This is a genomic window from Stenotrophomonas sp. SORGH_AS_0321, from assembly GCF_031453215.1.
GTDB classification, from domain to species: Bacteria; Pseudomonadota; Gammaproteobacteria; order Xanthomonadales; family Xanthomonadaceae; genus Stenotrophomonas; species Stenotrophomonas chelatiphaga.
This window is the reverse complement of sequence record NZ_JAVIZG010000001.1, coordinates 3,264,755-3,287,670: the sequence shown is the minus strand read 5'-3', so window position 1 is coordinate 3,287,670 and position 22,916 is coordinate 3,264,755. Positions and strand designations below refer to the sequence as shown.

Here is a 22,916-nt window from a genome sequence, read left to right as displayed (position 1 = left end):
GAGCTGACCAATGGTCAGCTCTGCGTTTTTTTTGCTCTTCTCTCTTTTTTGCGTGGCCGGCGCTCAGGCGGTGTGTCCCAAGCTGGGTGGGAGGGCGCTGCGGGGGCGTTGAGCGCCATGGATGGCGCGAAACGAGGCCCGCAGGAGCGGCTTCTGCCGTCCCCCGCAGCGTCCTCCCGCCCGGCCCAGCCGCATTAACCACACGAGCGCGACCGCCACGAGGGGCTCTGCCGTTCGCTGCTGCGATACATCGCTCGCTTGAGTGAGCCGCAGCATGCCTGAGCGCGGCGCTGTTTCTGCGTGGACAAATAATGACCAGCATCTGAAACGCTTGCGGCGTGTGGCTCAGTGGCACTTGTCCACACCAAACCCCCATCGCTCTCCACGCGGGGTGTGGAAAACCGCGGCGGTGCCTGGACAAATAATCGCCACCTTTCGAAACGCTTGCGGTGTGTGGCTCAGCGCTACTTGTCCACACCAAACCCCCATCGCTCTCCACGCCGGGTGTGGAGAACCCGGCACCGGCAGCGAACGGCACTTGCCAACGGCCACGCCGCCGCGCAGCGTGTCGGCAACGATGGGGATGGAGTTGCCGAATGAACCTGCGCCTGGGAATGCTGTGCGTGCTGTTGACGATCTCCGGCGCCGCTGTGGCGGCCGCCGCTGCAAAGGAGCCGCAGCCGCTGCTGGTGATCCACGGCGGTGCCGGCGTGCAGCGCGCAGGGCTGTCCGCTGAAGAGGAGCGCGCCGCGCGCGAAGCGCTGCGCAGTGCATTGCTGCAGGGGCATGCCGAGCTGAAGGCGGGCCGCCCTGCGCTGACCGCGGTGACCCGGGCGATCACCGTGCTGGAGGACGATCCGACCTTCAATGCGGGGCGCGGTGCGGTATTCACCCATGACGGCCGCAACGAACTGGACGCGGCGCTGATGGAGGGCGCGACGCGCCGCGCGGGTGCGGTGGCGGGCGTGCAGCGGGTGCGCAACCCGATCCTGCTGGCGCAGGCGGTGATGGCGCACTCCGCGCACGTGATGATGGTCGGGCAGGGCGCCGAGGCCTTCGCGGCCGAACAGGGCGTCGCCTTGGTCGACCCGTCGTACTTCCGCACCGAAAAGCGCTGGCAGCAGCTGCAGCGCGCCCTGCAGGAGGAGAGGGCAGGGCAGGCGCATGCCGAGCTGGAAACCGCCAGGCACTTCGGCACCGTCGGCGCGCTGGCGCTGGATGCCGCAGGCACGCTCGCGGCGGGCACGTCGACGGGCGGCATGACCAACAAGCGCTATGGGCGGGTCGGCGACTCGCCGATCCTCGGCGCGGGCACCTGGGCCGACGAGGGCTGTGCCGTTTCCGGCACGGGTTGGGGCGAGTACTACCTGCGCACCGCGGCCGCGCACGAGATCTGCGCGCGCGTGCGGCTGGCCGGCGCGTCCGCCGCGCAGGCCGGCCGCGAAGTGATCAACGAGATGATTCCCGCGCTGGGTGGCGACGGTGGGGCGATCGTGCTCACCGCGAAGGGCGAAATCGGGCTGCCGTTCAGCACCGAAGGCATGTATCGGGGCTGGATCGGCGCGGACGGTGTGCCGCATGTCGCGATCTTTGCCGACGAAGCGCTGCAGCTGCCCGTCCAATAACCTTGCGTATCAACGGGTTTGCGACAGCGTGTGAAAAAAAAGAAAAAACGTGTTGACAGACCCCCGCCGGATCAGCAGAATTGCGGGCTCACCACCACACACCGCAACGCTTCGGCGCCACGGCATGGGGTGGTAAGGAGGGATACCCAAGCGGCCAACGGGGGCAGACTGTAAATCTGCTGGCTTACGCCTTCGGTGGTTCGAATCCACCTCCCTCCACCAGTTTCACGTAGTTTCACGTTGTGGCAATTCCCGGTGCGGGAGTAGTTCAATGGTAGAACTTCAGCCTTCCAAGCTGATTGTGCGGGTTCGATTCCCGTCTCCCGCTCCATTGAATGTTTAGAACTTTGAAGATATTTCAGTTCATGCCATAATGCAAAACTCGCTCACGTAGCTCAGTCGGTAGAGCACTTCCTTGGTAAGGAAGAGGTCGAAGGTTCGATTCCTTTCGTGAGCACCATCTTCAGCACCACCCCAAGACGAATTCGAGATAAGCAGCCATGGCCAAGGGTAAGTTCGAGCGCACCAAGCCGCACGTCAATGTCGGCACCATCGGTCACGTCGACCACGGCAAGACCACGCTGACCGCCGCACTGACCAAGATCGGTGCCGAGCGCTTCGGTGGCGAGTTCAAGGATTACTCCGCGATCGACGCCGCGCCGGAAGAAAAGGCACGTGGCATCACGATCTCGACCGCACACGTCGAATACGAATCCACCGTCCGTCACTACGCCCACGTCGATTGCCCGGGCCATGCTGACTACGTCAAGAACATGATCACCGGTGCTGCGCAGATGGACGGCGCGATCCTGGTCTGTTCCGCTGCTGACGGCCCGATGCCGCAGACCCGCGAGCACATCCTGCTGTCGCGCCAGGTCGGCGTGCCGTACATCGTCGTGTTCCTGAACAAGGCCGACATGGTCGACGACGCTGAGCTGCTTGAGCTGGTCGAAATGGAAGTGCGCGAGCTGCTGAGCAAGTACGACTTCCCGGGCGACGACACCCCGATCATCGCCGGTTCGGCCCGTCTGGCGCTGGAAGGCGACCAGAGCGACATCGGCGTGCCGGCCGTGATCAAGCTGGTCGAAGCCCTGGACAGCTGGATTCCGCTGCCGGAGCGTGACGTCGACAAGCCGTTCCTGATGCCGGTGGAAGACGTGTTCTCGATCTCGGGCCGCGGCACCGTGGTGACCGGTCGTATCGAGCGCGGCGTGATCAAGGTCGGCGAAGAAATCGAAATCGTCGGTATCCGTGACACCGTCAAGACCACTGTCACGGGTGTGGAAATGTTCCGCAAGCTGCTCGACCAGGGTCAGGCAGGCGACAACGCCGGTCTGCTGCTGCGCGGCACCAAGCGTGACGACGTGCAGCGCGGTCAGGTCCTGTGCAAGCCGGGTTCGATCAAGCCGCACACCGAGTTCGAAGGCGAAGTGTACGTGCTGTCGAAGGATGAGGGCGGCCGTCACACCCCGTTCTTCAACGGCTACCGTCCGCAGTTCTACTTCCGCACCACCGACATCACCGGTGCAGCCAAGCTGCCGGAAGGTGTTGAAATGGTGATGCCGGGCGACAACGTGAAGATGGTTGTCACCCTGATCAACCCGGTCGCCATGGACGAAGGCCTGCGCTTCGCCATCCGCGAAGGCGGTCGTACCGTCGGCGCCGGCGTGGTCTCCAAGATCATCAAGTAATCTGCACTACCGGCGGTTTTTCTAAAGCTGCCGGTCGCGCGAGTGGCGGGCCGGGAACCTCGGTCCGCCTTCGCCGTCTAAGGCAAGGCAAAGTTTATAACGTACGCCAGTAGCTCAATTGGCAGAGCAGCGGTCTCCAAAACCGCAGGTTGGGGGTTCGAGTCCCTCCTGGCGTGCCATCTGCCTTCCTAACCAGCGGTCCGCCGCTAAAGCAGCCCGAGCCGGATGAACAGCAAGATCGAACACTCCAAGGATACGTCCACTTCTGGTGGAGACCTCGTCAAGTACGTCGCCGCAGCCCTGCTGGTGCTGGCCGGACTGTTCGTGTGGTTCTGGTTCTCCGCAGACTCCGGTCGCGCCACCCAGCTGGGTGCCTGGACCGCTCAGATCCGCGCGCTTGCCGTCATTGCCGGCCTGGCGGGCGGTATTGCCGTTTTCATGCTGACCGGGAAGGGTCGCGATACCCGCGAGTTCCTGTCCGAGTCGCGTTTCGAACTGCGCAAAGTGGTCTGGCCGACGCGCCAGGAAGCCATCCGGATGACCTGGGTCGTCATCGTTGTTGTGATCATCCTCAGTCTGCTGCTGGGTGGGTTCGACTTCGTCATTCAGAAACTGACTCAGCTGTTCCTGAGCCGGTAAGGAGATACCCATGAAGCGCTGGTACGTCGTTCACGCCTATTCAGGCTTCGAGAAGTCGGTTGCGCAGGCCCTGCGCGATCGCATCGTTCGTGAAGAGAAGCAGGAGCTGTTTGGTGATGTGCTGGTCCCGACCGAAGAAGTGGTCGAGATGCGCGCTGGCCAGAAGCGCCGCTCCGAACGCAAGTTCTTCCCCGGCTACGTGCTGGTCCAGATCGAGACCCACGAAGAAGGCGGCATTCCGCGCATCGACAGCGAAAGCTGGCACCTGGTGAAGGACACCTCCCGCGTGCTGGGCTTCATCGGTGGCACCGCTGATCGTCCGCTGCCGATCGCCGATTCGGAGGCCGAGGCCATCCTGAACCGGGTCCAGGACGGTATCGAGAAGCCGCGTCCGAAGGTGCTGTTCGAGCCGGGCCAGATGGTCCGCGTCACCGACGGCCCGTTCAACGACTTCAATGGCGTCGTGGAAGAAGTCAATTACGAGAAGAGCCGCCTGCGCGTCTCGGTGCTGATCTTTGGTCGCGCCACCCCGGTCGAACTCGAGTTCGGCCAGGTCGAGAAGGCCACCGGCTGATCGCCGCAGCGCCGGGCCCCGCCTGGCGTTCATGTTGCCAGTGTGGACGCTTCGTCAAAGGGCTGGTATAGTGCCCGGCTTCCTGCCAGGAATCTGGCAAAAGTGAAGGCCGCCGAAAGGTGGCCTTCTGCATGTATTCAAAAACGCGATGCCGGGACGCGTGATTCCCGGTCCGATGGGGAGCCTGTTGTCGTAAGGCGCTAGCACCCGGAGAGCATACTCATGGCAAAGAAAGTTGTCGGTTACATCAAGCTGCAGGTGAAGGCCGGTCAGGCCAACCCCTCGCCGCCGGTCGGTCCTGCGCTGGGTCAGCGCGGCCTGAACATCATGGAATTCTGCAAGGCCTTCAATGCCGCCACGCAGAAGCTCGAGCCGGGTCTGCCGGTTCCGGTGATCATCACGGCCTATTCGGACCGTACGTTCACCTTCATCACCAAGAGCACCCCGGCGACCACCCTGCTGAAGAAGGCTGCTGGCATCTCGTCGGGCTCCAAGCGCCCGAACACCGAGAAGGTCGGCAAGGTCACCCGCAAGCAGCTGGAAGAGATCGCCAAGGCGAAGGAACCCGACCTGACCGCCGCTGACCTGGACGCCGCCGTGCGTACCATCGCCGGCTCGGCCCGTTCTATCGGCATCGTGGTGGAGGGCTAATAACATGGCACTGAACAAGCGTGAAAAGGCCCTGAAGGCCGCCGTCGTCCCGGGCAAGTCGTATGGCTTCGAAGACGCGATCAAGATCCTGAAGACCACCGCCAGCGCCAAGTTCGTCGAGTCGATCGACGTGGCTGTGCGCCTTGGCGTGGACGCCAAGAAGTCCGACCAGCAGGTGCGCGGTTCCACCGTGCTGCCGGCCGGTACCGGCAAGTCGGTCCGCGTTGCGGTGTTCGCACCGGCCGGTGCCAAGGCTGACGAAGCCCTGGCCGCTGGCGCCGAAGCCGTCGGCATGGACGACCTGGCCGAAAAGATGCAGGCCGGTGATCTGAACTATGACGTCGTGATCGCGACCCCGGACGCCATGCGCGTCGTGGGTAAGCTGGGCACCGTGCTCGGCCCGCGCGGCCTGATGCCGAACCCGAAGGTCGGCACCGTCTCGGCCAACCCGGGTGAAGCCGTCAAGAACGCCAAGTCGGGCCAGGTGCGTTACCGCACCGACAAGGCCGGCATCATCCACTGCACCATCGGCAAGGCCAGCTTCGAAGACGAAGCGCTGAAGTCGAACCTGCAGGCGCTGCTGCTGGACCTGATCAAGGCCAAGCCGGCCACCTCGAAGGGCCTGTACCTGCAGAAGGTGTCGGTCAGCTCGACGATGGGCCCGGGCGTCACCGTCGACCAGTCGACCCTGACCCTGAAGTAAGTGTTTGAAGCGGATGTGGAGCCCCCGGGTTCCGCATCCGTCCCATTTGAAGGCAACCGCCGGCAGCGCATCGCCGGTGGCAGCCGTCAAAGACCGCAGGTGCGGTCGTGGCATGCCGGCGACGGGCACGGAAGCTCGATTTGGCAGGGAGTCGCCGCCGGAGCAGTCACGAACGCTTAATCGATCCGCCTGGATCACCCTGCGTAGATGGTGCCCTTCTGGAGTTTTTCTGGTTTACGCAATTCTGGTTTGATACCAGGTTGAGTCCAGGTCTGGAACGGCCCACCCCCCGGAACATCAACCCGATGTTCCCGGTGTCCAGGAAGGATGCCGCCCAGGACCGCAAACGGCAGGAGCCGTAAGCGGAGTTCAATCGGAGGAGTGCAATGGCTCTCAATCTGTCCCAGAAGCAAGAAGTAGTCGCGGAGCTGGCAGACGTCGCCGCCAAGGCCCACTCCTTGATCGCAGCCGAATACGCTGGCACCACGGTCTCCCAGATGACCGCGATGCGCAAGCAGGCTCGTGAAACCGGCGTTTTCTTGAAAGTCGTCAAGAACACCCTGGCTTCGCGTGCTGTTGAAGGCACCGAATTCGCATGTGCACAGGACAAGCTGGTCGGTCCGCTGCTGTATGCGTTCTCGCTCGAGGAGCCCGGCGCAGCCGGTCGCCTGATCAAGGAATTCGCCAAGGGCAACGATAAGCTGCAGCCCAAGGTCGTCGCCATCGGTGGCGAAGTGTTCCCGGCAAGCCACGTTGACGTGTTGGCCTCGCTGCCGACCCTCGACCAGGCCCTGGCAATGCTGGCACGCGTCCTGACCGAGCCGGTCACGATGTTCGCGCGCGCCAACAAGGCACTGGCGGATCAGCTGGGTGGTGGCGAAGCCGCTGCTGCTGCTGAGCCGGTCGCCGAGACCGCCTGAGTTTCGACCTACCGTGGTTCCTGACGGAACCTCAATCCAGAAAATCATTCAAAGGTAATCAAAATGTCCCTTTCCAACGAACAGATCGTCGAAGCCATCGCCTCGAAGTCCCTGATGGAAGTGATGGAGCTGGTCAAGGCCATCGAAGAGAAGTTCGGCGTTTCCGCCGCTGCTCCGGTCGCCGTGGCTGCTGCCGCTGGCCCGGCTGCCGCTGTTGAAGAGCAGACCGAATTCACCGTGACCCTGAAGTCGCCGGGCGACAAGAAGGTCGAAGTGATCAAGGCCGTCCGCGCCATCACCGGCCTGGGCCTGAAGGAAGCGAAGGACCTGACCGAAGCCGGCGGCGTCGTGAAGGAAGGCGCGTCGAAGGACGAAGCCGAGAAGATCAAGAAGGACCTGGAAGCTGCTGGCGCGACTGTCGAAGTCAAGTAAGCAGATCCCTTGCGTCGCCATCGATTTCCGGCGATGCAGCCAAGGCTGGGGGCGTAAAGCCCCCGGCCTTTGGTCGTTTCACGCGGTACCCCGAAACATCGTTTGAAAAAGCCCAACACGGGCTGCAGGAAAAGGCCCGTCCGGCCAGCGCCAAGCGCGCCGGCGGTCACGCAGATGCAGTCAAGTTGGCAGTTGGAAGTAGCAATAGAAGGCGTGCTGGTGCCGGCAATACCAGCGACTTCCAACTGACAATTTCAAGTTTCCTTTTGGGTCGTGGACGCACGCCCCGCACAACAAGGTGGAAGATCTCATGACGTCCTATTCGTTCACCGAGAAGAAGCGCATCCGCAAGGATTTCGCCAAGTCGCGCGCTATTCTCGAAGTGCCGTTCCTGCTCGCCATCCAGGTGGATTCCTACCGCGAGTTCCTGCAGGAAAACGTCGATCCGGCCAAGCGCACGGACCACGGCCTGCACGCCGCACTGAAGTCCGTCTTCCCCATCTCCAGCTACAGCGGCAATGCCGCGCTGGAATACGTCGGCTACAAGCTGGGCGAACCGGTGTTCGACGAGCGCGAGTGCCGCCAGCGTGGCATGAGCTACGGCGCCCCGCTGCGCGTGACCGTGCGCCTGGTGATCTACGACCGTGAGTCGTCGACCAAGGCCATCAAGTACGTGAAGGAGCAGGAGGTCTATCTGGGCGAAATCCCGCTGATGACCGACAACGGCACCTTCATCGTCAACGGCACCGAGCGCGTCATCGTCTCGCAGCTGCACCGCTCGCCGGGTGTGTTCTTCGACCACGACCGTGGCAAGACCCACAGCTCGGGCAAGCTGCTGTACAGCGCCCGCATCATCCCGTACCGCGGTTCCTGGCTGGACTTCGAGTTCGACCCGAAGGACGCGCTGTTCACCCGTATCGATCGCCGTCGCAAGCTGCCGGTGTCGATCCTGCTGCGCGCGCTTGGCTACAGCAACGAAGAGATGCTGGCCGAGTTCTTCGAGATCAACACCTTCCACATCAACCCCGACGAAGGCGTGCAGCTGGAGCTGGTCGCCGAGCGTCTGCGCGGTGAAACCCTGGGCTTCGACCTGGCCGACGGTGACAAGGTCATCGTGGAAGCCGGCAAGCGCATCACCGCGCGCCACGTCAAGCAGCTGGAAGCCTCGGGCATCGCCGCCCTGGCCGTGCCGGACGATTACATCGTCGGCCGCATCCTGTCGCACGACGTGGTCGATTCGGCCACCGGTGAACTGCTGGCGCAGGCCAACGACGAGATCACCGACGACCAGCTGCAGGCCTTCCGCAAGGCCGGCGTGGACGCGGTGGGCACCCTGTGGGTGAACGACCTCGATCGTGGTCCGTACCTGAGCAACACCCTGCGCATCGATCCGACCAAGACCCAGCTGGAAGCGCTGGTCGAGATCTACCGCATGATGCGTCCGGGCGAGCCGCCGACCAAGGACGCCGCGCAGAACCTGTTCCACAACCTTTTCTTCACCTTCGAGCGTTACGACCTGTCCACGGTCGGCCGGATGAAGTTCAACCGTCGCGTGGGCCGCAAGGAAACCACCGGCGAAGCCGTGCTGTACGACCGCAAGTACTACGGCGAGCGCAATGACGAAGAGTCCAAGCGCCTGGTTGCCGCGCATGGCGAATCGTCGGACATCCTGGACGTGATCAAGGTCCTGACCGAGATCCGCAACGGCCGTGGCGTCGTCGATGACATCGACCACCTGGGCAACCGTCGCGTGCGTTCGGTCGGTGAAATGGCCGAGAACGTGTTCCGCGTGGGCCTGGTCCGCGTCGAGCGCGCGGTCAAGGAACGCCTGTCGATGGCCGAATCCGAAGGCCTGACCCCGCAGGAACTGATCAACGCCAAGCCGGTGGCTGCGGCGATCAAGGAATTCTTCGGCTCCTCGCAGCTGTCGCAGTTCATGGATCAGAACAACCCGCTGTCGGAAGTCACGCACAAGCGTCGCGTCTCGGCCCTCGGCCCGGGCGGCCTGACCCGCGAACGCGCCGGCTTCGAAGTGCGCGACGTGCACCCGACCCACTACGGCCGCGTCTGCACCATCGAAACGCCGGAAGGCCCGAACATCGGCCTGATCAACTCGCTGGCCGTGTACGCCCGCACCAATGAGTACGGTTTCCTTGAAACCCCGTACCGCAAGGTCGTGGACGGCAAGGTGTTCGACGAAGTCGAATTCCTGTCGGCGATCGAAGAAAACGAGTACGTCATTGCCCAGGCCAACGCCCTGACCAATGCCGACAGCGTGCTGACCGAGCAGTTCGTGCCGTGCCGCTTCCAGGGCGAATCGCTGCTGAAGCCGCCGGCGGAAGTGCACTTCATGGACGTCTCGCCGATGCAGACCGTGTCGGTCGCCGCGGCGCTGGTTCCGTTCCTGGAACACGATGACGCCAACCGTGCACTGATGGGCGCCAACATGCAGCGCCAGGCCGTGCCGACCCTGCGTGCGCAGAAGCCGCTGGTGGGTACCGGTATCGAACGTGCCGTGGCACGCGACTCCGGCGTCACCGTCAACGCCCGTCGTGGCGGTGAAGTGGTGCAGGTCGATGCCGCACGCATCGTGGTCAAGATCGTCGAAGAAGAAATCATCGGCGCGACCGACGCCGGCGTGGACATCTACAATCTGGTCAAGTACACCCGTTCCAACCAGAACACCTGCATCAACCAGCGTCCGCTGGTGAACGTGGGTGACGTGGTGGCGCGTGGCGACGTGCTGGCCGATGGTCCGTCCACCGACATCGGCGAACTGGCCCTGGGCCAGAACATGCTGATCGCCTTCATGCCGTGGAACGGCTACAACTTCGAAGACTCCATCCTGCTCTCCGAGCGCGTGGTGGAAGAGGATCGTTACACCACGATCCACATCGAAGAGCTGACCTGCGTCGCGCGTGATACGAAGCTGGGGCCGGAGGAAATCTCCGCCGACATCCCGAACGTGTCCGAGCAGGCGCTGAACCGCCTGGACGAATCCGGCGTGGTGTACATCGGTGCCGAAGTGCGCGCCGGCGACATCCTGGTCGGCAAGGTCACCCCGAAGGGCGAAAGCCAGCTGACCCCGGAAGAAAAGCTGCTGCGCGCGATCTTCGGCGAGAAGGCTTCGGACGTGAAGGACAGCTCGCTGCGCGTGCCGCCGGGCATGGACGGCACCGTCATCGACGTGCAGGTCTTCACCCGCGACGGCATCGAAAAGGACAAGCGTGCGCGCCAGATCGAGGAATCCGAGATCAAGCGCGTCAAGAAGGACTTCGACGACCAGTACCGCATCCTGGAAGGTGCCATCTACGCCCGCCTGCGTTCGCAGATCGTCGGCAAGGTGGTCAACGGTGGTGCCAACCTGAAGAAGGGCGACACCATCACCGACGCCTACCTGGACGGCCTGAAGAAGGCTGACTGGTTTGTGCTGCGCATGAAGGACGAGGACGCTTCGGAAGCCATCGAACGCGCCCAGAAGCAGATCCAGGCGCACGAGAAGGAATTCGAGCGTCGCTTCGCCGACAAGCGCGGCAAGATCACCGCCGGCGACGACCTCGCCCCGGGCGTGCTGAAGATGGTCAAGGTGTTCATGGCCGTGAAGCGCCGCATCCAGCCGGGCGACAAGATGGCAGGCCGCCACGGCAACAAGGGTGTGGTCTCCAACGTGGTGCCGGTCGAAGACATGCCGTACATGGCCTCGGGCGAGACCGTGGACATCGTGCTGAACCCGCTGGGCGTGCCGTCGCGCATGAACATCGGTCAGATCCTGGAAGTCCACCTGGGCTGGGCCGCCAAGGGCCTGGGTCGCAAGATCCAGGGCATGCTGGAAGCCCAGGCCGCCGTGGCGCAGCTGCGCGTGTTCCTGGACGAGGTGTACAACCACGACAGCGACAACGTGGCCACCCACGTCGACCTGACCCAGTTCAGCGATGAAGAGCTGCTGCGCCTGGCCGGCAACCTGACCGACGGCGTGCCGATGGCAACGCCGGTCTTCGACGGTGCCACCGAAGCGGAAATCAAGCGCATGCTGGAACTGGCAGACCTGCCGGCCAGCGGCCAGACCCAGCTGTATGACGGCCGTACCGGTGAGGCATTCGATCGCCACACCACCGTCGGCTACATGCACTACCTGAAGCTGAACCACCTGGTCGACGACAAGATGCACGCCCGTTCGACCGGTCCGTACTCGCTCGTCACCCAGCAGCCGCTGGGCGGCAAGGCGCAGTTCGGCGGCCAGCGCTTCGGTGAAATGGAAGTCTGGGCGCTGGAAGCCTACGGCGCGGCCTACACCCTGCAGGAAATGCTGACGGTGAAGTCCGATGACGTGCAGGGCCGCAACCAGATGTACAAGAACATCGTCGACGGCGAGCACGAGATGGTGGCCGGCATGCCGGAATCCTTCAACGTGCTGGTGAAGGAAATCCGCTCGCTGGCCATCAACATGGAACTGGAAGACAACTGATCGCGCAGGCGCTGCTGCTCCCGGGCAGCAGCGCCGCCGCTCCGTTCTGACAGCCCATCGACAACGCATTCCTCCTTCTGGAGAACACCATGAAAGACCTGCTCAACCTCTTCAACCAGCAGCGCCAGACGCTGGATTTCGACGCGATCAAGATCGCGCTGGCTTCGCCCGACCTGATCCGTTCGTGGTCGTTCGGCGAAGTGAAGAAGCCGGAAACCATCAACTACCGTACCTTCAAGCCGGAGCGTGACGGCCTGTTCTGCGCCGCCATCTTCGGACCGGTCAAGGACTACGAGTGCCTGTGCGGCAAGTACAAGCGCATGAAGCACCGCGGCGTGGTCTGCGAAAAGTGCGGCACCGAAGTGACCCTGGCCAAGGTGCGCCGCGAGCGCATGGGCCACATCGACCTGGCCTCGCCGGTCGCGCACATCTGGTTCCTCAAGTCGCTGCCGTCGCGCATCGGCCTGATGCTGGACATGACCCTGCGTGACATCGAGCGCGTGCTGTACTTCGAAGCCTACGTGGTGACCGAGCCGGGCCTGACCGCCCTGGAACGCCGCCAGCTGCTGACCGAAGAGCAGTACCTGACCGCACGCCAGGAACACGGCGACGACTTCGATGCCGCCATGGGCGCCGAGGCCGTGTACGAACTGCTGCGCACCATCGACCTGCAGTCGGAAATGACCCGCCTGCGCGAAGAGATCGCCAGCACCGGTTCGGAAACCAAGCTGAAGCGACTGACCAAGCGCATCAAGCTGATCGAAGCCTTCCTGGAATCGGGCAACCGTCCGGAGTGGATGGTCATGACCGTGCTGCCGGTGCTGCCGCCGGACCTGCGTCCGCTGGTGCCGCTGGACGGTGGCCGCTTCGCGACCTCTGACCTGAACGACCTGTACCGCCGCGTCATCAACCGCAACAACCGCCTGCGTCGCCTGCTGGAACTGAGCGCGCCGGACATCATCGTGCGCAATGAAAAGCGCATGCTGCAGGAATCGGTCGATGCGCTGCTGGACAACGGCCGTCGCGGCCGTGCCATCACCGGCACCAACAAGCGCCCGCTGAAGTCGCTGGCCGACATGATCAAGGGCAAGCAGGGCCGCTTCCGCCAGAACCTGCTGGGCAAGCGCGTGGACTACTCGGGCCGTTCGGTCATCGTGGTCGGTCCGTACCTGCGCCTGCACCAGTGCGGCCTGCCGAAGAAGATGGCGCTCGAGCTGTTCAAGCCGTTCGTGTTCGCCAAGCTGCAGCGTCGTGGCCTGGCCACCACCATCAAGGCCGCCAAGAAGCTGGTCGAGCGCGAAGAAGCCGAAGTCTGGGACATCCTGGAAGAGGTCATCCGCGAACATCCGGTGATGCTGAACCGTGCGCCGACCCTGCACCGCCTGGGCATCCAGGCGTTCGAGCCGGTGCTGATCGAAGGCAAGGCCATCCAGCTGCACCCGCTGGTCTGCACCGCGTTCAACGCCGACTTCGACGGTGACCAGATGGCCGTCCACGTGCCGCTCTCGCTGGAAGCCCAGCTGGAAGCGCGTGCGCTGATGATGTCCACCAACAACATCCTGTCGCCGGCCAACGGCGAGCCGATCATCGTGCCGTCGCAGGACGTCGTGCTGGGTCTGTACTACATGACCCGCTCGCTGGAAAACAAGAAGGGCGAGGGCATGGCCTTCGCCAACATCGCCGAAGTCAAGCGTGCCTACGACAACCGCGTGGTGGAACTGCACGCACGCGTCAAGGTCCGCATCACCGAAGTGGTGACCGACGAAGACGGCAACAAGCAGAACAAGACCTCGATCGTGGACACCACGATCGGTCGCGCCCTGCTGGCTGAAATCCTGCCGGAAGGCCTGCCGTTCGCGCTGGCCAACACCGAGCTGACCAAGAAGAACATCAGCCGCCTGATCAACTCCAGCTACCGCCAGCTGGGTCTGAAGGACACGGTCGTGTTCGCCGACAAGCTGATGTACACCGGCTTCGCCTACGCGACCCGCGCCGGCGTGTCGATCGGCATCGACGACATGCTGATCCCGGACGAGAAGAAGGGCATCCTCACCGAGGCCGAAGCCGAAGTGCTGGAAATCCAGGAGCAGTACCAGTCGGGCCTGGTCACCGCCGGCGAGCGCTACAACAAGGTGGTCGACATCTGGTCGCGCACCAATGAGCGCATCGCCAAGGCGATGATGGACACCATCGGTACCGAGAAGGTCATCAATGCCAAGGGCGAGACCATCGACCAGAAGTCGATGAACTCCCTGTACATCATGGCCGACTCCGGTGCACGTGGTTCGCAGGCGCAGATCCGCCAGCTGGCCGGCATGCGTGGCCTGATGGCCCGTCCCGATGGCTCCATCATCGAAACGCCCATCAAGGCGAACTTCCGTGAAGGCCTGAACGTGCAGGAGTACTTCAACTCCACCCACGGTGCCCGTAAGGGTCTGGCCGATACCGCGCTGAAGACCGCCAACTCGGGTTACCTGACCCGTCGTCTGGTGGACGTGGCGCAGGACGTGGTGATCACCGAAGTGGATTGCGGTACCACCGACGGCCTGACCATGACCCCGATCGTGGAAGGCGGCGACGTCGTGGAGCCGTTGAAGGACCGCGTGCTGGGTCGTGTCGTGGCCGAGGACGTGTTCCTGCCGGGCAACGATGAAGATCCGATCGTGACCCGCAACACGCTGCTCGACGAAGCCTGGGTGGCCAAGCTGGAAGATGCCGGCGTGCAGACCATCAAGGTCCGTTCGACGATCTCCTGCGCTTCCGCGTTCGGCGTCTGCGGTCGCTGCTACGGCCGCGATCTGGCCCGTGGCCACATCGTCAACATCGGTGAAGCGGTCGGCGTCATCGCCGCACAGTCGATCGGTGAGCCGGGTACCCAGCTGACCATGCGTACGTTCCACATCGGTGGTGCGGCATCGCGTGCGGCTGCGGTCGACAACATCACCGTCAAGACCACCGGTTCGGTGAAGTTCAACAACCTGAAGTCGGTCTCGCATGCCAACGGTTCGCTGGTGGCGGTGTCGCGTTCGGGCGAAATCTCGGTGCTCGATGCCCATGGCCGCGAGCGCGAGCGTTACAAGCTGCCGTACGGCTCGATGATCGCGTCCAAGGACGGCGATGCAGTGAAGGCTGGCCAGACCGTGGCCAACTGGGATCCGCATAACCACCCGATCGTGTCGGAAGTCGCTGGTTTCCTGCGCTTCATCGACTTCGTCGACGGCATCACCGTCATCGAGAAGACCGACGAACTGACCGGCCTGGCCTCGCGCGAGATCACCGATCCGAAGCGTCGTGGTTCGATGGGCAAGGACCTGCGTCCGCTGATCCGCATCGTCGATGCCAAGGGCAACGACCTGCTGATCCCGGGCACCGACATGCCGGCCCAGTACCTGCTGCCGCCGCGCTCCATCGTCAACCTGCAGGACGGCGCCGCCGTCGGCGTGGGTGACGTGGTCGCCAAGATCCCGCAGGAAGCGTCCAAGACCCGCGACATCACCGGTGGTCTGCCGCGCGTGGCCGATCTGTTCGAAGCGCGCAAGCCGAAGGATCCGGCGGTGCTGGCCGAGCGTTCGGGCATCATCAGCTTCGGCAAGGACACCAAGGGCAAGCAGCGCCTGATCATCAAGGACACCGATGGTTCGGAGCACGAAGAGCTGATTCCGAAGTACCGCCAGGTGATCGTGTTCGAAGGTGAGCACGTGACCAAGGGTGAAACCATCGTGGACGGCGAGCCGAGCCCGCAGGACATCCTGCGTCTGCTGGGTGTCGAACCGCTGGCGGCTTACCTGGTCAAGGAAATCCAGGACGTGTACCGCCTGCAGGGCGTGAAGATCAACGACAAGCACATCGAGGTGATCACCCGCCAGATGCTGCGCAAGGTCGAGATCACCGACCAGGGCAACAGCAAGTTCCTGAATGGCGAACAGGTGGAACGTCAGCGCGTTATCGAGGAGAATGCACGCCTCGGTGCCCGTACCGAACTGCCGGCCCAGTACGATCCGGTCCTGCTGGGCATCACCAAGGCCTCGCTGGCCACCGAGTCGTTCATCTCGGCGGCATCCTTCCAGGAAACCACCCGCGTGCTGACCGAAGCTGCCGTCCGCGGCACCAAGGACAACCTGCGCGGCCTGAAGGAAAACGTCATCGTCGGTCGCCTGATCCCGGCCGGTACCGGCCTGTCGTATCACGCCAACCGCCGCCGCAACGCGAGCGGGCTGACCGATTCGGAAATGCAGACGCTGGCCGGCACCCCGGTTGCCGCTGCCGCTGTCGTCGCCGAGCCGGTGATCGAAGCCCCTGCTGAAGCTGAACAGGCTCCGGGCAGCGACGAGTAAGCAAGGCGGTCCGGTCGAAAGGCCGGACCTGCCGGGTTGCAGCACCGGGCCCATCGCCCGGTGGTAGTGAAAGGGCAGGGGAGACTCCGGTCTCTCCCGCCAGTCTGAACGGGGTACACGGAGGCCCCCCCGTAACCTTCCAGGATAAGGAAGGGCTTGACAGAACCGCATTTGACTGCGTTTCTGGCAGGTTGCTACAATCGTCTGTCTCAGCAGGCCAGTAATGGTCTGCTTTAACATTTCCGCATCTCTGGCCGGCATCTGCCGGCCCCAATCAGAAGAACCTACTGATGGCGACGATCAACCAGCTGGTCCGCAAGCCGCGGCAAGCTACCACCTACAAGAGTGCCTCGCCGGCGCTCGAGAAGTGCCCGCAGCGCCGTGGCGTCTGCACGCGCGTCTACACCACCACCCCGAAGAAGCCGAACTCGGCCCTCCGCAAGGTTGCAAAGGTCCGCCTGACCAACCAGGAAGAGGTCATCAGCTACATCGGTGGTGAAGGCCACAACCTGCAGGAGCACTCCGTGGTCCTGATCCGCGGCGGTCGCGTCAAGGATCTGCCGGGTGTGCGTTACCACACTGTTCGCGGTTCGCTCGATGCCTCCGGTGTCGCCAAGCGTCGCCAGGCCCGTTCGAAGTACGGCGCCAAGCGTCCGAAGGCATAAGGAGAGAGCACATGTCGCGTAAAGGTAATACTCCCCAGCGTTCCGTCCTGCCCGATCCGAAGCACGGAAGTGAAACGATCGCCCGCTTCATCAACATGGTGATGCTGAGCGGCAAGAAGTCCGTGGCCGAAAAGATCGTCTACGGTGCGATGGACGTGATCAGCGAAAAGAACGCCAACTCGATCGAGCTGGTGCAGAAGGCGCTGGACAACGTTGCTCCGTCGGTCGAGGTCAAGTCCCGCCGTGTCGGTGGTGCCACCTACCAGGTGCCGGTCGAAGTGCGTTCGTCGCGCAAGATGGCGCTGGCCATGCGTTGGCTGATCGACTCCGCGCGCAAGCGTGGCGAAAACACCATGCCGAAGAAGCTGGCTGCTGAACTGATCGATGCCTCGGAAAACCGTGGCGGCGCCATCAAGAAGCGCGAAGAAACCCACCGTATGGCCGAAGCCAACAAGGCATTCGCCCACTACCGCTGGTGAGCTTGACGGCCTTGCAAAACAGGCAGGGCAGCACCATCTGAGTGCTGCCCCGCGACCCCGGAAGGGTCGCGCCAATCCGAAGGCCGCCGAAAGGCGGCGTTCGGCCATCCGAAATCCAAGAAATCGAGAGGCTCCCCGTGGCCCGCACCACTCCCATCGAGCGTTACCGCAATTTCGGCATCATGGCTCACATCGATGCCGGCAAGACCACCACGTCCGAGCGCATCCTGTTCTACACCGGCAAGAGCCACAAGATCGGTGAAGTGCATGACGGCGCCGCCACCATGGACTGGATGGAGCAGGAGCAGGAGCGTGGCATCACGATCCAGTCCGCTGCCACCACCGCGTTCTGGAAGGGCATGGACAAGTCCCTGCCGGAGCACCGTTTCAACATCATCGACACCCCCGGGCACGTCGACTTCACCATCGAAGTGGAGCGCTCGCTGCGCGTGCTCGACGGTGCGGTGTTCGTGCTGTGCGCCGTCGGTGGCGTCCAGCCGCAGTCCGAAACCGTCTGGCGCCAGGCCAACCGGTACAAGGTGCCGCGCATTGCCTTCGTCAACAAGATGGACCGTACCGGTGCCAACTTCACCAAGGTCGTTGGCCAGCTGAAGGCCAAGCTCGGTGCCGTTGCCGTGCCGATGCAGCTGCCGATCGGCGCTGAAGAAAACTTCAAGGGCGTGGTCGACCTCATCAAGATGAAGGCCATCCATTGGGATGAAGCCTCGCAGGGCATGAAGTTCGACTACCTGGAGATCCCGGCGGACATGCAGGCGGAGGCCGAAGAGGCCCGCACCTACATGATCGAAGCCGCGGCTGAAGCCAGCGAAGAGCTGATGGAAAAGTACCTGGGCGGCGAAGAGCTGACCGAGGCCGAGATTGTCGAAGCCCTGCGCGTGCGCACCCTGGCCACCGACATCGTGCCGATGTACTGCGGTTCGGCGTTCAAGAACAAGGGCGTGCAGGCCATGCTGGACGGCGTGGTGCAGCTGCTGCCGTCGCCGATCGACGTGCCGGACGTGACCGGTACCGACGTGGACGACGAAACCGTCGCCCTGAGCCGCAAGTCCGACGACAAGGCTCCGTTCTCGGCGCTGGCCTTCAAGATCATCACCGATCCGTTCGTGGGCGCGCTGACCTTCTTCCGTGTCTACTCGGGCACTCTGAACGCCGGCGACCAGCTGCTGAACTCGGTCAAGGGCAAGAAGGAGCGCATCGGCCGCATCCTGCAGATGCATTCCAACGATCGCGAAGAGATCAAGGAAGTGCTGGCCGGTGACATCGCCGCGGCCGTGGGTCTGAAGGACACCACCACCGGTGACACCCTGTGCTCGCAGGAACACCCGATCATCCTGGAGCGCATGGTGTTCCCGGAGCCGGTCATCTCGATGGCCGTCGAACCGAAGACCAAGTCCGACCAGGAAAAGATGGGTCTGGCCCTCGGCCGTCTGGCCCAGGAAGATCCGTCGTTCCGCGTCAAGACCGACCAGGAATCCGGCCAGACGATCATCTCGGGCATGGGTGAGCTGCACCTGGACATCATCGTTGACCGCATGAAGCGCGAGTTCAACGTTGAAGCCAACGTCGGCAAGCCGCAGGTGGCTTACCGCGAAACCATCCAGATGTCGGACGTGAAGTCGGACTACAAGCACGCCAAGCAGTCCGGTGGTAAGGGTCAGTACGGTCACGTCGTGATCGAGCTGTCGCCGATCACCGCTGAAGACCGTGCCGATCCGAAGATCGGTCCGATGATCAAGGACGACTTCCTTTTCATAAACGACATCACCGGTGGCGTGATTCCGAAGGAATTCATTCCGTCGATCGAAAAGGGTCTGCGCGAAACCATCACCAGCGGTCCGCTGGCGGGCTTCCCGGTCGTCGACGTCAAGGTCAAGCTGGTGTTCGGCTCGTACCACGACGTGGACTCCTCGGAAATGGCGTTCAAGCTGGCCTCCTCGATGGCCTTCAAGCAGGGCTTCTCCAAGGCCAAGCCGGTCCTGCTGGAGCCGATCATGAAGGTCGAGATCGTGACCCCGAGCGACTATCAGGGTGACGTGATGGGCGACGTCAGCCGTCGTCGCGGCATGCTGCAGGGTTCGAGCGTGACCGGTGACGGTTCGGCCGAGATCATCAACGCGATGATCCCGCTGGGTGAGATGTTCGGCTACGCGACCTCGCTGCGTTCGCAGACCCAGGGCCGTGCCACGTTCACGATGGAATTCGACCACTACGAGCCGGCACCGAGCAACATCGCCGACGAAGTCATGAAGAAGGCCTGAGCCCAGCTCAGGTCCTCCACTCCACTTTAGAAACTAAAAGGTAGATAGAAATGGCAAAGGGTAAATTCGAGCGCAGCAAGCCGCACGTCAACGTCGGCACCATCGGTCACGTCGACCATGGCAAGACCACGCTGACCGCCGCACTGACCAAGATCGGTGCCGAGCGCTTCGGTGGCGAGTTCAAGGATTACTCCGCGATCGACGCCGCGCCGGAAGAAAAGGCACGTGGCATCACGATCTCGACCGCGCACGTCGAATACGAATCCACCGAGCGTCACTACGCCCACGTTGATTGCCCGGGTCACGCTGACTACGTCAAGAACATGATCACCGGTGCTGCGCAGATGGACGGCGCGATCCTGGTCTGTTCCGCTGCTGACGGCCCGATGCCGCAGACCCGCGAGCACATCCTGCTGTCGCGCCAGGTCGGCGTGCCGTACATCGTCGTGTTCCTGAACAAGGCCGACATGGTCGACGACGCAGAGCTGCTTGAGCTGGTCGAAATGGAAGTGCGCGAGCTGCTGAGCAAGTACGACTTCCCGGGCGACGACACCCCGATCATCGCCGGTTCGGCCCGTCTGGCGCTGGAAGGTGACCAGAGCGATATCGGCGTGCCGGCCGTGATCAAGCTGGTCGAAGCGCTGGACAGCTGGATTCCGCTGCCGGAGCGTGACATCGACAAGCCGTTCCTGATGCCGGTGGAAGACGTCTTCTCGATCTCGGGCCGCGGCACCGTGGTGACCGGTCGTATCGAGCGCGGCGTGATCAAGGTCGGCGAAGAAATCGAAATCGTCGGTATCCGCGACACCCAGAAGACCACTGTCACCGGTGTGGAAATGTTCCGCAAGCTGCTCGACCAGGGTCAGGCAGGCGACAACGCCGGTCTGCTGCTGCGCGGCACCAAGCGTGACGACGTGCAGCGCGGTCAGGTCCTGTGCAAGCCGGGTTCGATCAAGCCGCACACCGAGTTCGAAGGTGAAGTGTACGTGCTGTCGAAGGATGAGGGCGGCCGTCACACCCCGTTCTTCAACGGCTACCGTCCGCAGTTCTACTTCCGCACCACCGACATCACCGGCGCTGCCAAGCTGCCGGAAGGTACCGAAATGGTGATGCCGGGCGACAACGTGAAGATGGTTGTCACCCTGATCAACCCGGTCGCCATGGACGAAGGCCTGCGGTTCGCCATCCGTGAAGGCGGTCGTACCGTCGGCGCCGGCGTGGTCTCGAAGATCATCAAGTAATCTGTTAGAATCTGCACCCCGGTGTTGCCTGGGTAGGGCATCGGGGTGCTTTAAAAGGGAAAAGAAACACAGGAGGTGTTTCGTGTTCCCCGGACCAGGATCGGTCGCGCCATTCAGGCTTTGTCAACACACTGTGTTGACAGGCTTTTTGTATGTGCGCTATGCTTCTACGTCTGGGCAGGCCGGGAAACCGACCTGCCTACGTTTTTGAGGTTAATGGATTGACCTTGTCGGCCTGCAGGAGTGCGGGCCGTCTGTATGCAGGATATTCACGGGACATGGCAACCCAGAGGCCTTGTCCGTCGCTCTTTTAACGAAGGAACCCCCGTCATGGCGGACCAAAAGATCCGTATCCGGCTGAAGGCGTTCGATCATCGCTTGATCGACCGTTCGGCCAGCGAGATCGTAGAAACGGCAAAGCGGACCGGCGCGCAAGTGCGTGGCCCGATCCCGCTGCCGACCAAGATCGAACGCTACACCATCCTCGTCTCCCCGCACGTCGACAAAGACGCGCGTGACCAGTACGAGACCCGCACGCACAAGCGCGTGCTCGATATCGTTGATCCGAACGACAAGACCGTGGACGCGCTGATGAAGCTCGAACTGGCTGCCGGCGTCGACGTTCAGATCAAGCTGACCTGAGGACTACGACCATGACGAAGAAATATTCGTTGGGCTTCGTGGGCCGCAAGGCTGGCATGAGCCGCGTTTTCACTGAAGATGGCCAGTCCATCCCGGTGACCCTGATTGAAGCTTCCCCGAACCGCATCGCGCAGATCAAGACCGTCGAAACCGACGGCTACAGCGCCGTGCAGGTGACCGTCGGCGCACGTCGTGCTGCCCTGGTCAACAAGCCGGAAGCCGGCCACTTCGCCAAGGCGAAGGTCGAAGCCGGTCGTGGCCTGTGGGAATTCCGCGTTGAAGACGCGCAGCTCGGCGATTTCGCCGTCGGCGGCGAAGTCAAGGCGGACATCTTCGAAGTCGGCCAGATCGTCGACGTCCAGGGTGTCACCAAGGGCAAGGGCTTCCAGGGCACCATCAAGCGCTACAACTTCCGCATGGGTGACGCTACCCACGGCAACTCGCTGTCGCATCGCGCGCCGGGTTCGCTGGGTCAGCGCCAGACGCCCGGCCGCGTGTTCCCGGGCAAGAAGATGTCCGGTCACATGGGTTCGGTGCAGCAGAGCACCCAGAACCTGGAAGTTGTCAAGGTCGACGTCGAGCGCGGTCTGATCGCAGTTCGCGGCGCCGTTCCTGGCGCGGCGGGTGGCGACGTGATCGTCCGTCCGGCGAGCAAGGCATAAGGAGAGATGACGATGGAACTCGTTATCACGGGTAGCAACAACAAGGTCTCGGTCTCCGACGCCGTGTTCGGTCGCGATTTCAGCGAAGATCTGGTTCACCAGGTCGTCGTCGCCTATCGCAACGCCGGTCGCGCTGGTACCAAGGCTCAGAAGACTCGTTCTGAAGTGGCTGGCACCACCAAGAAGTCGAAGAAGCAGAAGGGCGGCGGTGCGCGTCATGGCGCGCTGACGGCTCCGATCTTCGTCGGCGGTGGCGTCACCTTCGCGGCCAAGCCGCGCAGCTTCGAGCAGAAGGTCAACCGTAAGCAGTACCGTGCCGCCATGTGCGCGATCCTGTCCGAGCTGAACCGTCAGGGCCGTTTGACGATCGTGGAGGCCTTCGATGTCGAAGCGACCAACACCAAGTCGTTGATCGCCAAGCTGGCCGGCCTGGAAGTGGGCAAGCGCCCGCTGATCGTCACTGAAGAAGCCTCCGAGCACCTGTACCTGTCGGCCCGCAACATTCCCTACGTGGAAGTGCGTGACGTGCAGGGCCTGGACCCGGTGTCGCTGGTCGGTGCCGATACGGTCATCATTACCGCTGACGCGGTCAAGAAGGTCGAGGAGTGGCTGGCATGAGCAGCAACGAGAAAATCTTCAGCGTGCTGCGCGCTCCGCGAGTCTCCGAAAAGACCGCGCGCCTGCAGGAACTTTCCAACCAGTATGTCTTCGAGATTTCGAACGAAGCCACCAAGGCCGATGTAAAGGCCGCGGTCGAGCAGCTGTTCGACGTCAAGGTCGAGGCCGTCAACGTGCTGAACGTCAAGGGCAAGAACAAGTCCTTCCGTAACCGCGCTGGCCGCCGTGGCGATTGGCGCAAGGCGTACGTGCGCCTGGCCGATGGCCAGTCCATCGATGTAACGGCCAAGGCCTGA

General features: G+C 63.0%; 18 protein-coding genes and 4 tRNA genes. All 22 read left to right on the top strand.

What is annotated here, in order from left to right:
• Positions 1-596: 596 nt before the first annotated feature.
• The 22 genes from QE373_RS14845 to rplW all read left to right on the top strand — a co-directional run bounded on the left by QE373_RS14845 (position 597) and on the right by rplW (position 22,916).
• Complete coding sequence (locus tag QE373_RS14845; protein WP_309687879.1) at positions 597-1,625, top strand: isoaspartyl peptidase/L-asparaginase; 1,029 nt, start codon at positions 597-599, stop codon at positions 1,623-1,625.
• A gap of 136 nt (positions 1,626-1,761) precedes the next feature.
• Positions 1,762-1,847 (top strand) — tRNA-Tyr (locus QE373_RS14840).
• A 35-nt stretch (positions 1,848-1,882) separates the two neighbouring features.
• Positions 1,883-1,956 (top strand) — tRNA-Gly (locus tag QE373_RS14835).
• Positions 1,957-2,009: 53 nt separating this feature from the next.
• A tRNA-Thr gene (locus tag QE373_RS14830) sits at positions 2,010-2,085 on the top strand.
• Positions 2,086-2,125: 40 nt separating this feature from the next.
• Positions 2,126-3,316 carry an elongation factor Tu gene (gene tuf, locus QE373_RS14825; RefSeq protein WP_101098575.1) on the top strand — a complete coding sequence of 397 codons (1,191 nt, stop codon included), beginning with the start codon at positions 2,126-2,128 and terminating at the stop codon, positions 3,314-3,316.
• Between the two features lie 103 nt (positions 3,317-3,419).
• Positions 3,420-3,495, top strand: a tRNA-Trp gene (locus tag QE373_RS14820).
• A 46-nt stretch (positions 3,496-3,541) separates the two neighbouring features.
• Positions 3,542-3,955 (top strand): preprotein translocase subunit SecE, encoded by a 414-nt coding sequence (secE, locus tag QE373_RS14815; RefSeq protein WP_057687564.1) that lies wholly within the window; start codon positions 3,542-3,544, stop codon positions 3,953-3,955.
• Between the two features lie 10 nt (positions 3,956-3,965).
• On the top strand, positions 3,966-4,529 hold the full coding sequence (gene nusG, locus QE373_RS14810) for a transcription termination/antitermination protein NusG (protein WP_042615323.1): 564 nt from the start codon (positions 3,966-3,968) through the stop codon (positions 4,527-4,529).
• Between the two features lie 222 nt (positions 4,530-4,751).
• On the top strand, positions 4,752-5,180 hold the full coding sequence (gene rplK, locus QE373_RS14805) for a 50S ribosomal protein L11 (RefSeq protein WP_042615322.1): 429 nt from the start codon (positions 4,752-4,754) through the stop codon (positions 5,178-5,180).
• Positions 5,181-5,184: 4 nt separating this feature from the next.
• Complete coding sequence (gene rplA, locus QE373_RS14800; RefSeq protein ID WP_042615321.1) at positions 5,185-5,883, top strand: 50S ribosomal protein L1; 699 nt, start codon at positions 5,185-5,187, stop codon at positions 5,881-5,883.
• A gap of 386 nt (positions 5,884-6,269) precedes the next feature.
• Positions 6,270-6,803: a 50S ribosomal protein L10 gene (gene rplJ / locus QE373_RS14795; protein ID WP_057687563.1), complete on the top strand. Its 534-nt coding sequence runs from the start codon at positions 6,270-6,272 to the stop codon at positions 6,801-6,803.
• 63 nt (positions 6,804-6,866) lie between these two features.
• Positions 6,867-7,235, top strand: coding sequence for a 50S ribosomal protein L7/L12 (gene rplL / locus QE373_RS14790; protein WP_042615319.1), 369 nt, complete (start codon positions 6,867-6,869; stop codon positions 7,233-7,235).
• A gap of 310 nt (positions 7,236-7,545) precedes the next feature.
• Positions 7,546-11,700, top strand: coding sequence for a DNA-directed RNA polymerase subunit beta (rpoB, locus tag QE373_RS14785; RefSeq protein ID WP_057687562.1), 4,155 nt, complete (start codon positions 7,546-7,548; stop codon positions 11,698-11,700).
• Positions 11,701-11,789: 89 nt separating this feature from the next.
• Positions 11,790-16,034 (top strand): DNA-directed RNA polymerase subunit beta', encoded by a 4,245-nt coding sequence (gene rpoC, locus QE373_RS14780; protein WP_309687868.1) that lies wholly within the window; start codon positions 11,790-11,792, stop codon positions 16,032-16,034.
• Between the two features lie 290 nt (positions 16,035-16,324).
• Positions 16,325-16,699, top strand: coding sequence for a 30S ribosomal protein S12 (rpsL, locus tag QE373_RS14775; protein WP_042615316.1), 375 nt, complete (start codon positions 16,325-16,327; stop codon positions 16,697-16,699).
• A gap of 11 nt (positions 16,700-16,710) precedes the next feature.
• Positions 16,711-17,178 (top strand): 30S ribosomal protein S7, encoded by a 468-nt coding sequence (rpsG, locus tag QE373_RS14770; protein WP_042615315.1) that lies wholly within the window; start codon positions 16,711-16,713, stop codon positions 17,176-17,178.
• A 137-nt stretch (positions 17,179-17,315) separates the two neighbouring features.
• Positions 17,316-19,457 (top strand): elongation factor G, encoded by a 2,142-nt coding sequence (fusA, locus tag QE373_RS14765; protein WP_057687560.1) that lies wholly within the window; start codon positions 17,316-17,318, stop codon positions 19,455-19,457.
• 50 nt (positions 19,458-19,507) lie between these two features.
• Positions 19,508-20,698, top strand: a complete 1,191-nt coding sequence (gene tuf, locus QE373_RS14760) for an elongation factor Tu (RefSeq protein WP_309687863.1) — start codon at positions 19,508-19,510, stop codon at positions 20,696-20,698.
• 330 nt (positions 20,699-21,028) lie between these two features.
• Positions 21,029-21,340: a 30S ribosomal protein S10 gene (rpsJ, locus tag QE373_RS14755; RefSeq protein WP_010341589.1), complete on the top strand. Its 312-nt coding sequence runs from the start codon at positions 21,029-21,031 to the stop codon at positions 21,338-21,340.
• 11 nt (positions 21,341-21,351) lie between these two features.
• A complete protein-coding gene (gene rplC / locus QE373_RS14750) occupies positions 21,352-22,002 on the top strand; it encodes a 50S ribosomal protein L3 (RefSeq protein WP_042614230.1) in 651 nt (216 codons plus the stop codon).
• A gap of 12 nt (positions 22,003-22,014) precedes the next feature.
• Entirely contained in the window at positions 22,015-22,620 is a 606-nt protein-coding gene (gene rplD, locus QE373_RS14745) for a 50S ribosomal protein L4 (RefSeq protein WP_057508940.1), read from the top strand.
• Complete coding sequence (gene rplW, locus QE373_RS14740) at positions 22,617-22,916, top strand: 50S ribosomal protein L23 (RefSeq protein ID WP_042614228.1); 300 nt, start codon at positions 22,617-22,619, stop codon at positions 22,914-22,916. Before rplD ends, rplW begins: the two co-directional genes overlap by 4 nt.

Bases quoted from the DNA above. Each gene is read 5' to 3' on its own strand.
- QE373_RS14845 (WP_309687879.1), top strand. From the start codon at position 597: ATGAACCTGCGCCTGGGAATGCTGTGCGTGCTGTTGACGATCTCCGGC.
- rpoB (WP_057687562.1), top strand. From the start codon at position 7,546: ATGACGTCCTATTCGTTCACCGAGAAGAAGCGCATCCGCAAGGATTTC.
- tuf (WP_309687863.1), top strand. From the start codon at position 19,508: ATGGCAAAGGGTAAATTCGAGCGCAGCAAGCCGCACGTCAACGTCGGC.
- rpsG (WP_042615315.1), top strand. From the start codon at position 16,711: ATGTCGCGTAAAGGTAATACTCCCCAGCGTTCCGTCCTGCCCGATCCG.
- rpsJ (WP_010341589.1), top strand. From the start codon at position 21,029: ATGGCGGACCAAAAGATCCGTATCCGGCTGAAGGCGTTCGATCATCGC.
- rplJ (WP_057687563.1), top strand. From the start codon at position 6,270: ATGGCTCTCAATCTGTCCCAGAAGCAAGAAGTAGTCGCGGAGCTGGCA.
- tuf (WP_101098575.1), top strand. From the start codon at position 2,126: ATGGCCAAGGGTAAGTTCGAGCGCACCAAGCCGCACGTCAATGTCGGC.
- rplL (WP_042615319.1), top strand. From the start codon at position 6,867: ATGTCCCTTTCCAACGAACAGATCGTCGAAGCCATCGCCTCGAAGTCC.
- nusG (WP_042615323.1), top strand. From the start codon at position 3,966: ATGAAGCGCTGGTACGTCGTTCACGCCTATTCAGGCTTCGAGAAGTCG.
- secE (WP_057687564.1), top strand. From the start codon at position 3,542: ATGAACAGCAAGATCGAACACTCCAAGGATACGTCCACTTCTGGTGGA.
- rplA (WP_042615321.1), top strand. From the start codon at position 5,185: ATGGCACTGAACAAGCGTGAAAAGGCCCTGAAGGCCGCCGTCGTCCCG.
- rplW (WP_042614228.1), top strand. From the start codon at position 22,617: ATGAGCAGCAACGAGAAAATCTTCAGCGTGCTGCGCGCTCCGCGAGTC.
- rplK (WP_042615322.1), top strand. From the start codon at position 4,752: ATGGCAAAGAAAGTTGTCGGTTACATCAAGCTGCAGGTGAAGGCCGGT.
- rplC (WP_042614230.1), top strand. From the start codon at position 21,352: ATGACGAAGAAATATTCGTTGGGCTTCGTGGGCCGCAAGGCTGGCATG.
- rpsL (WP_042615316.1), top strand. From the start codon at position 16,325: ATGGCGACGATCAACCAGCTGGTCCGCAAGCCGCGGCAAGCTACCACC.
- rplD (WP_057508940.1), top strand. From the start codon at position 22,015: ATGGAACTCGTTATCACGGGTAGCAACAACAAGGTCTCGGTCTCCGAC.
- rpoC (WP_309687868.1), top strand. From the start codon at position 11,790: ATGAAAGACCTGCTCAACCTCTTCAACCAGCAGCGCCAGACGCTGGAT.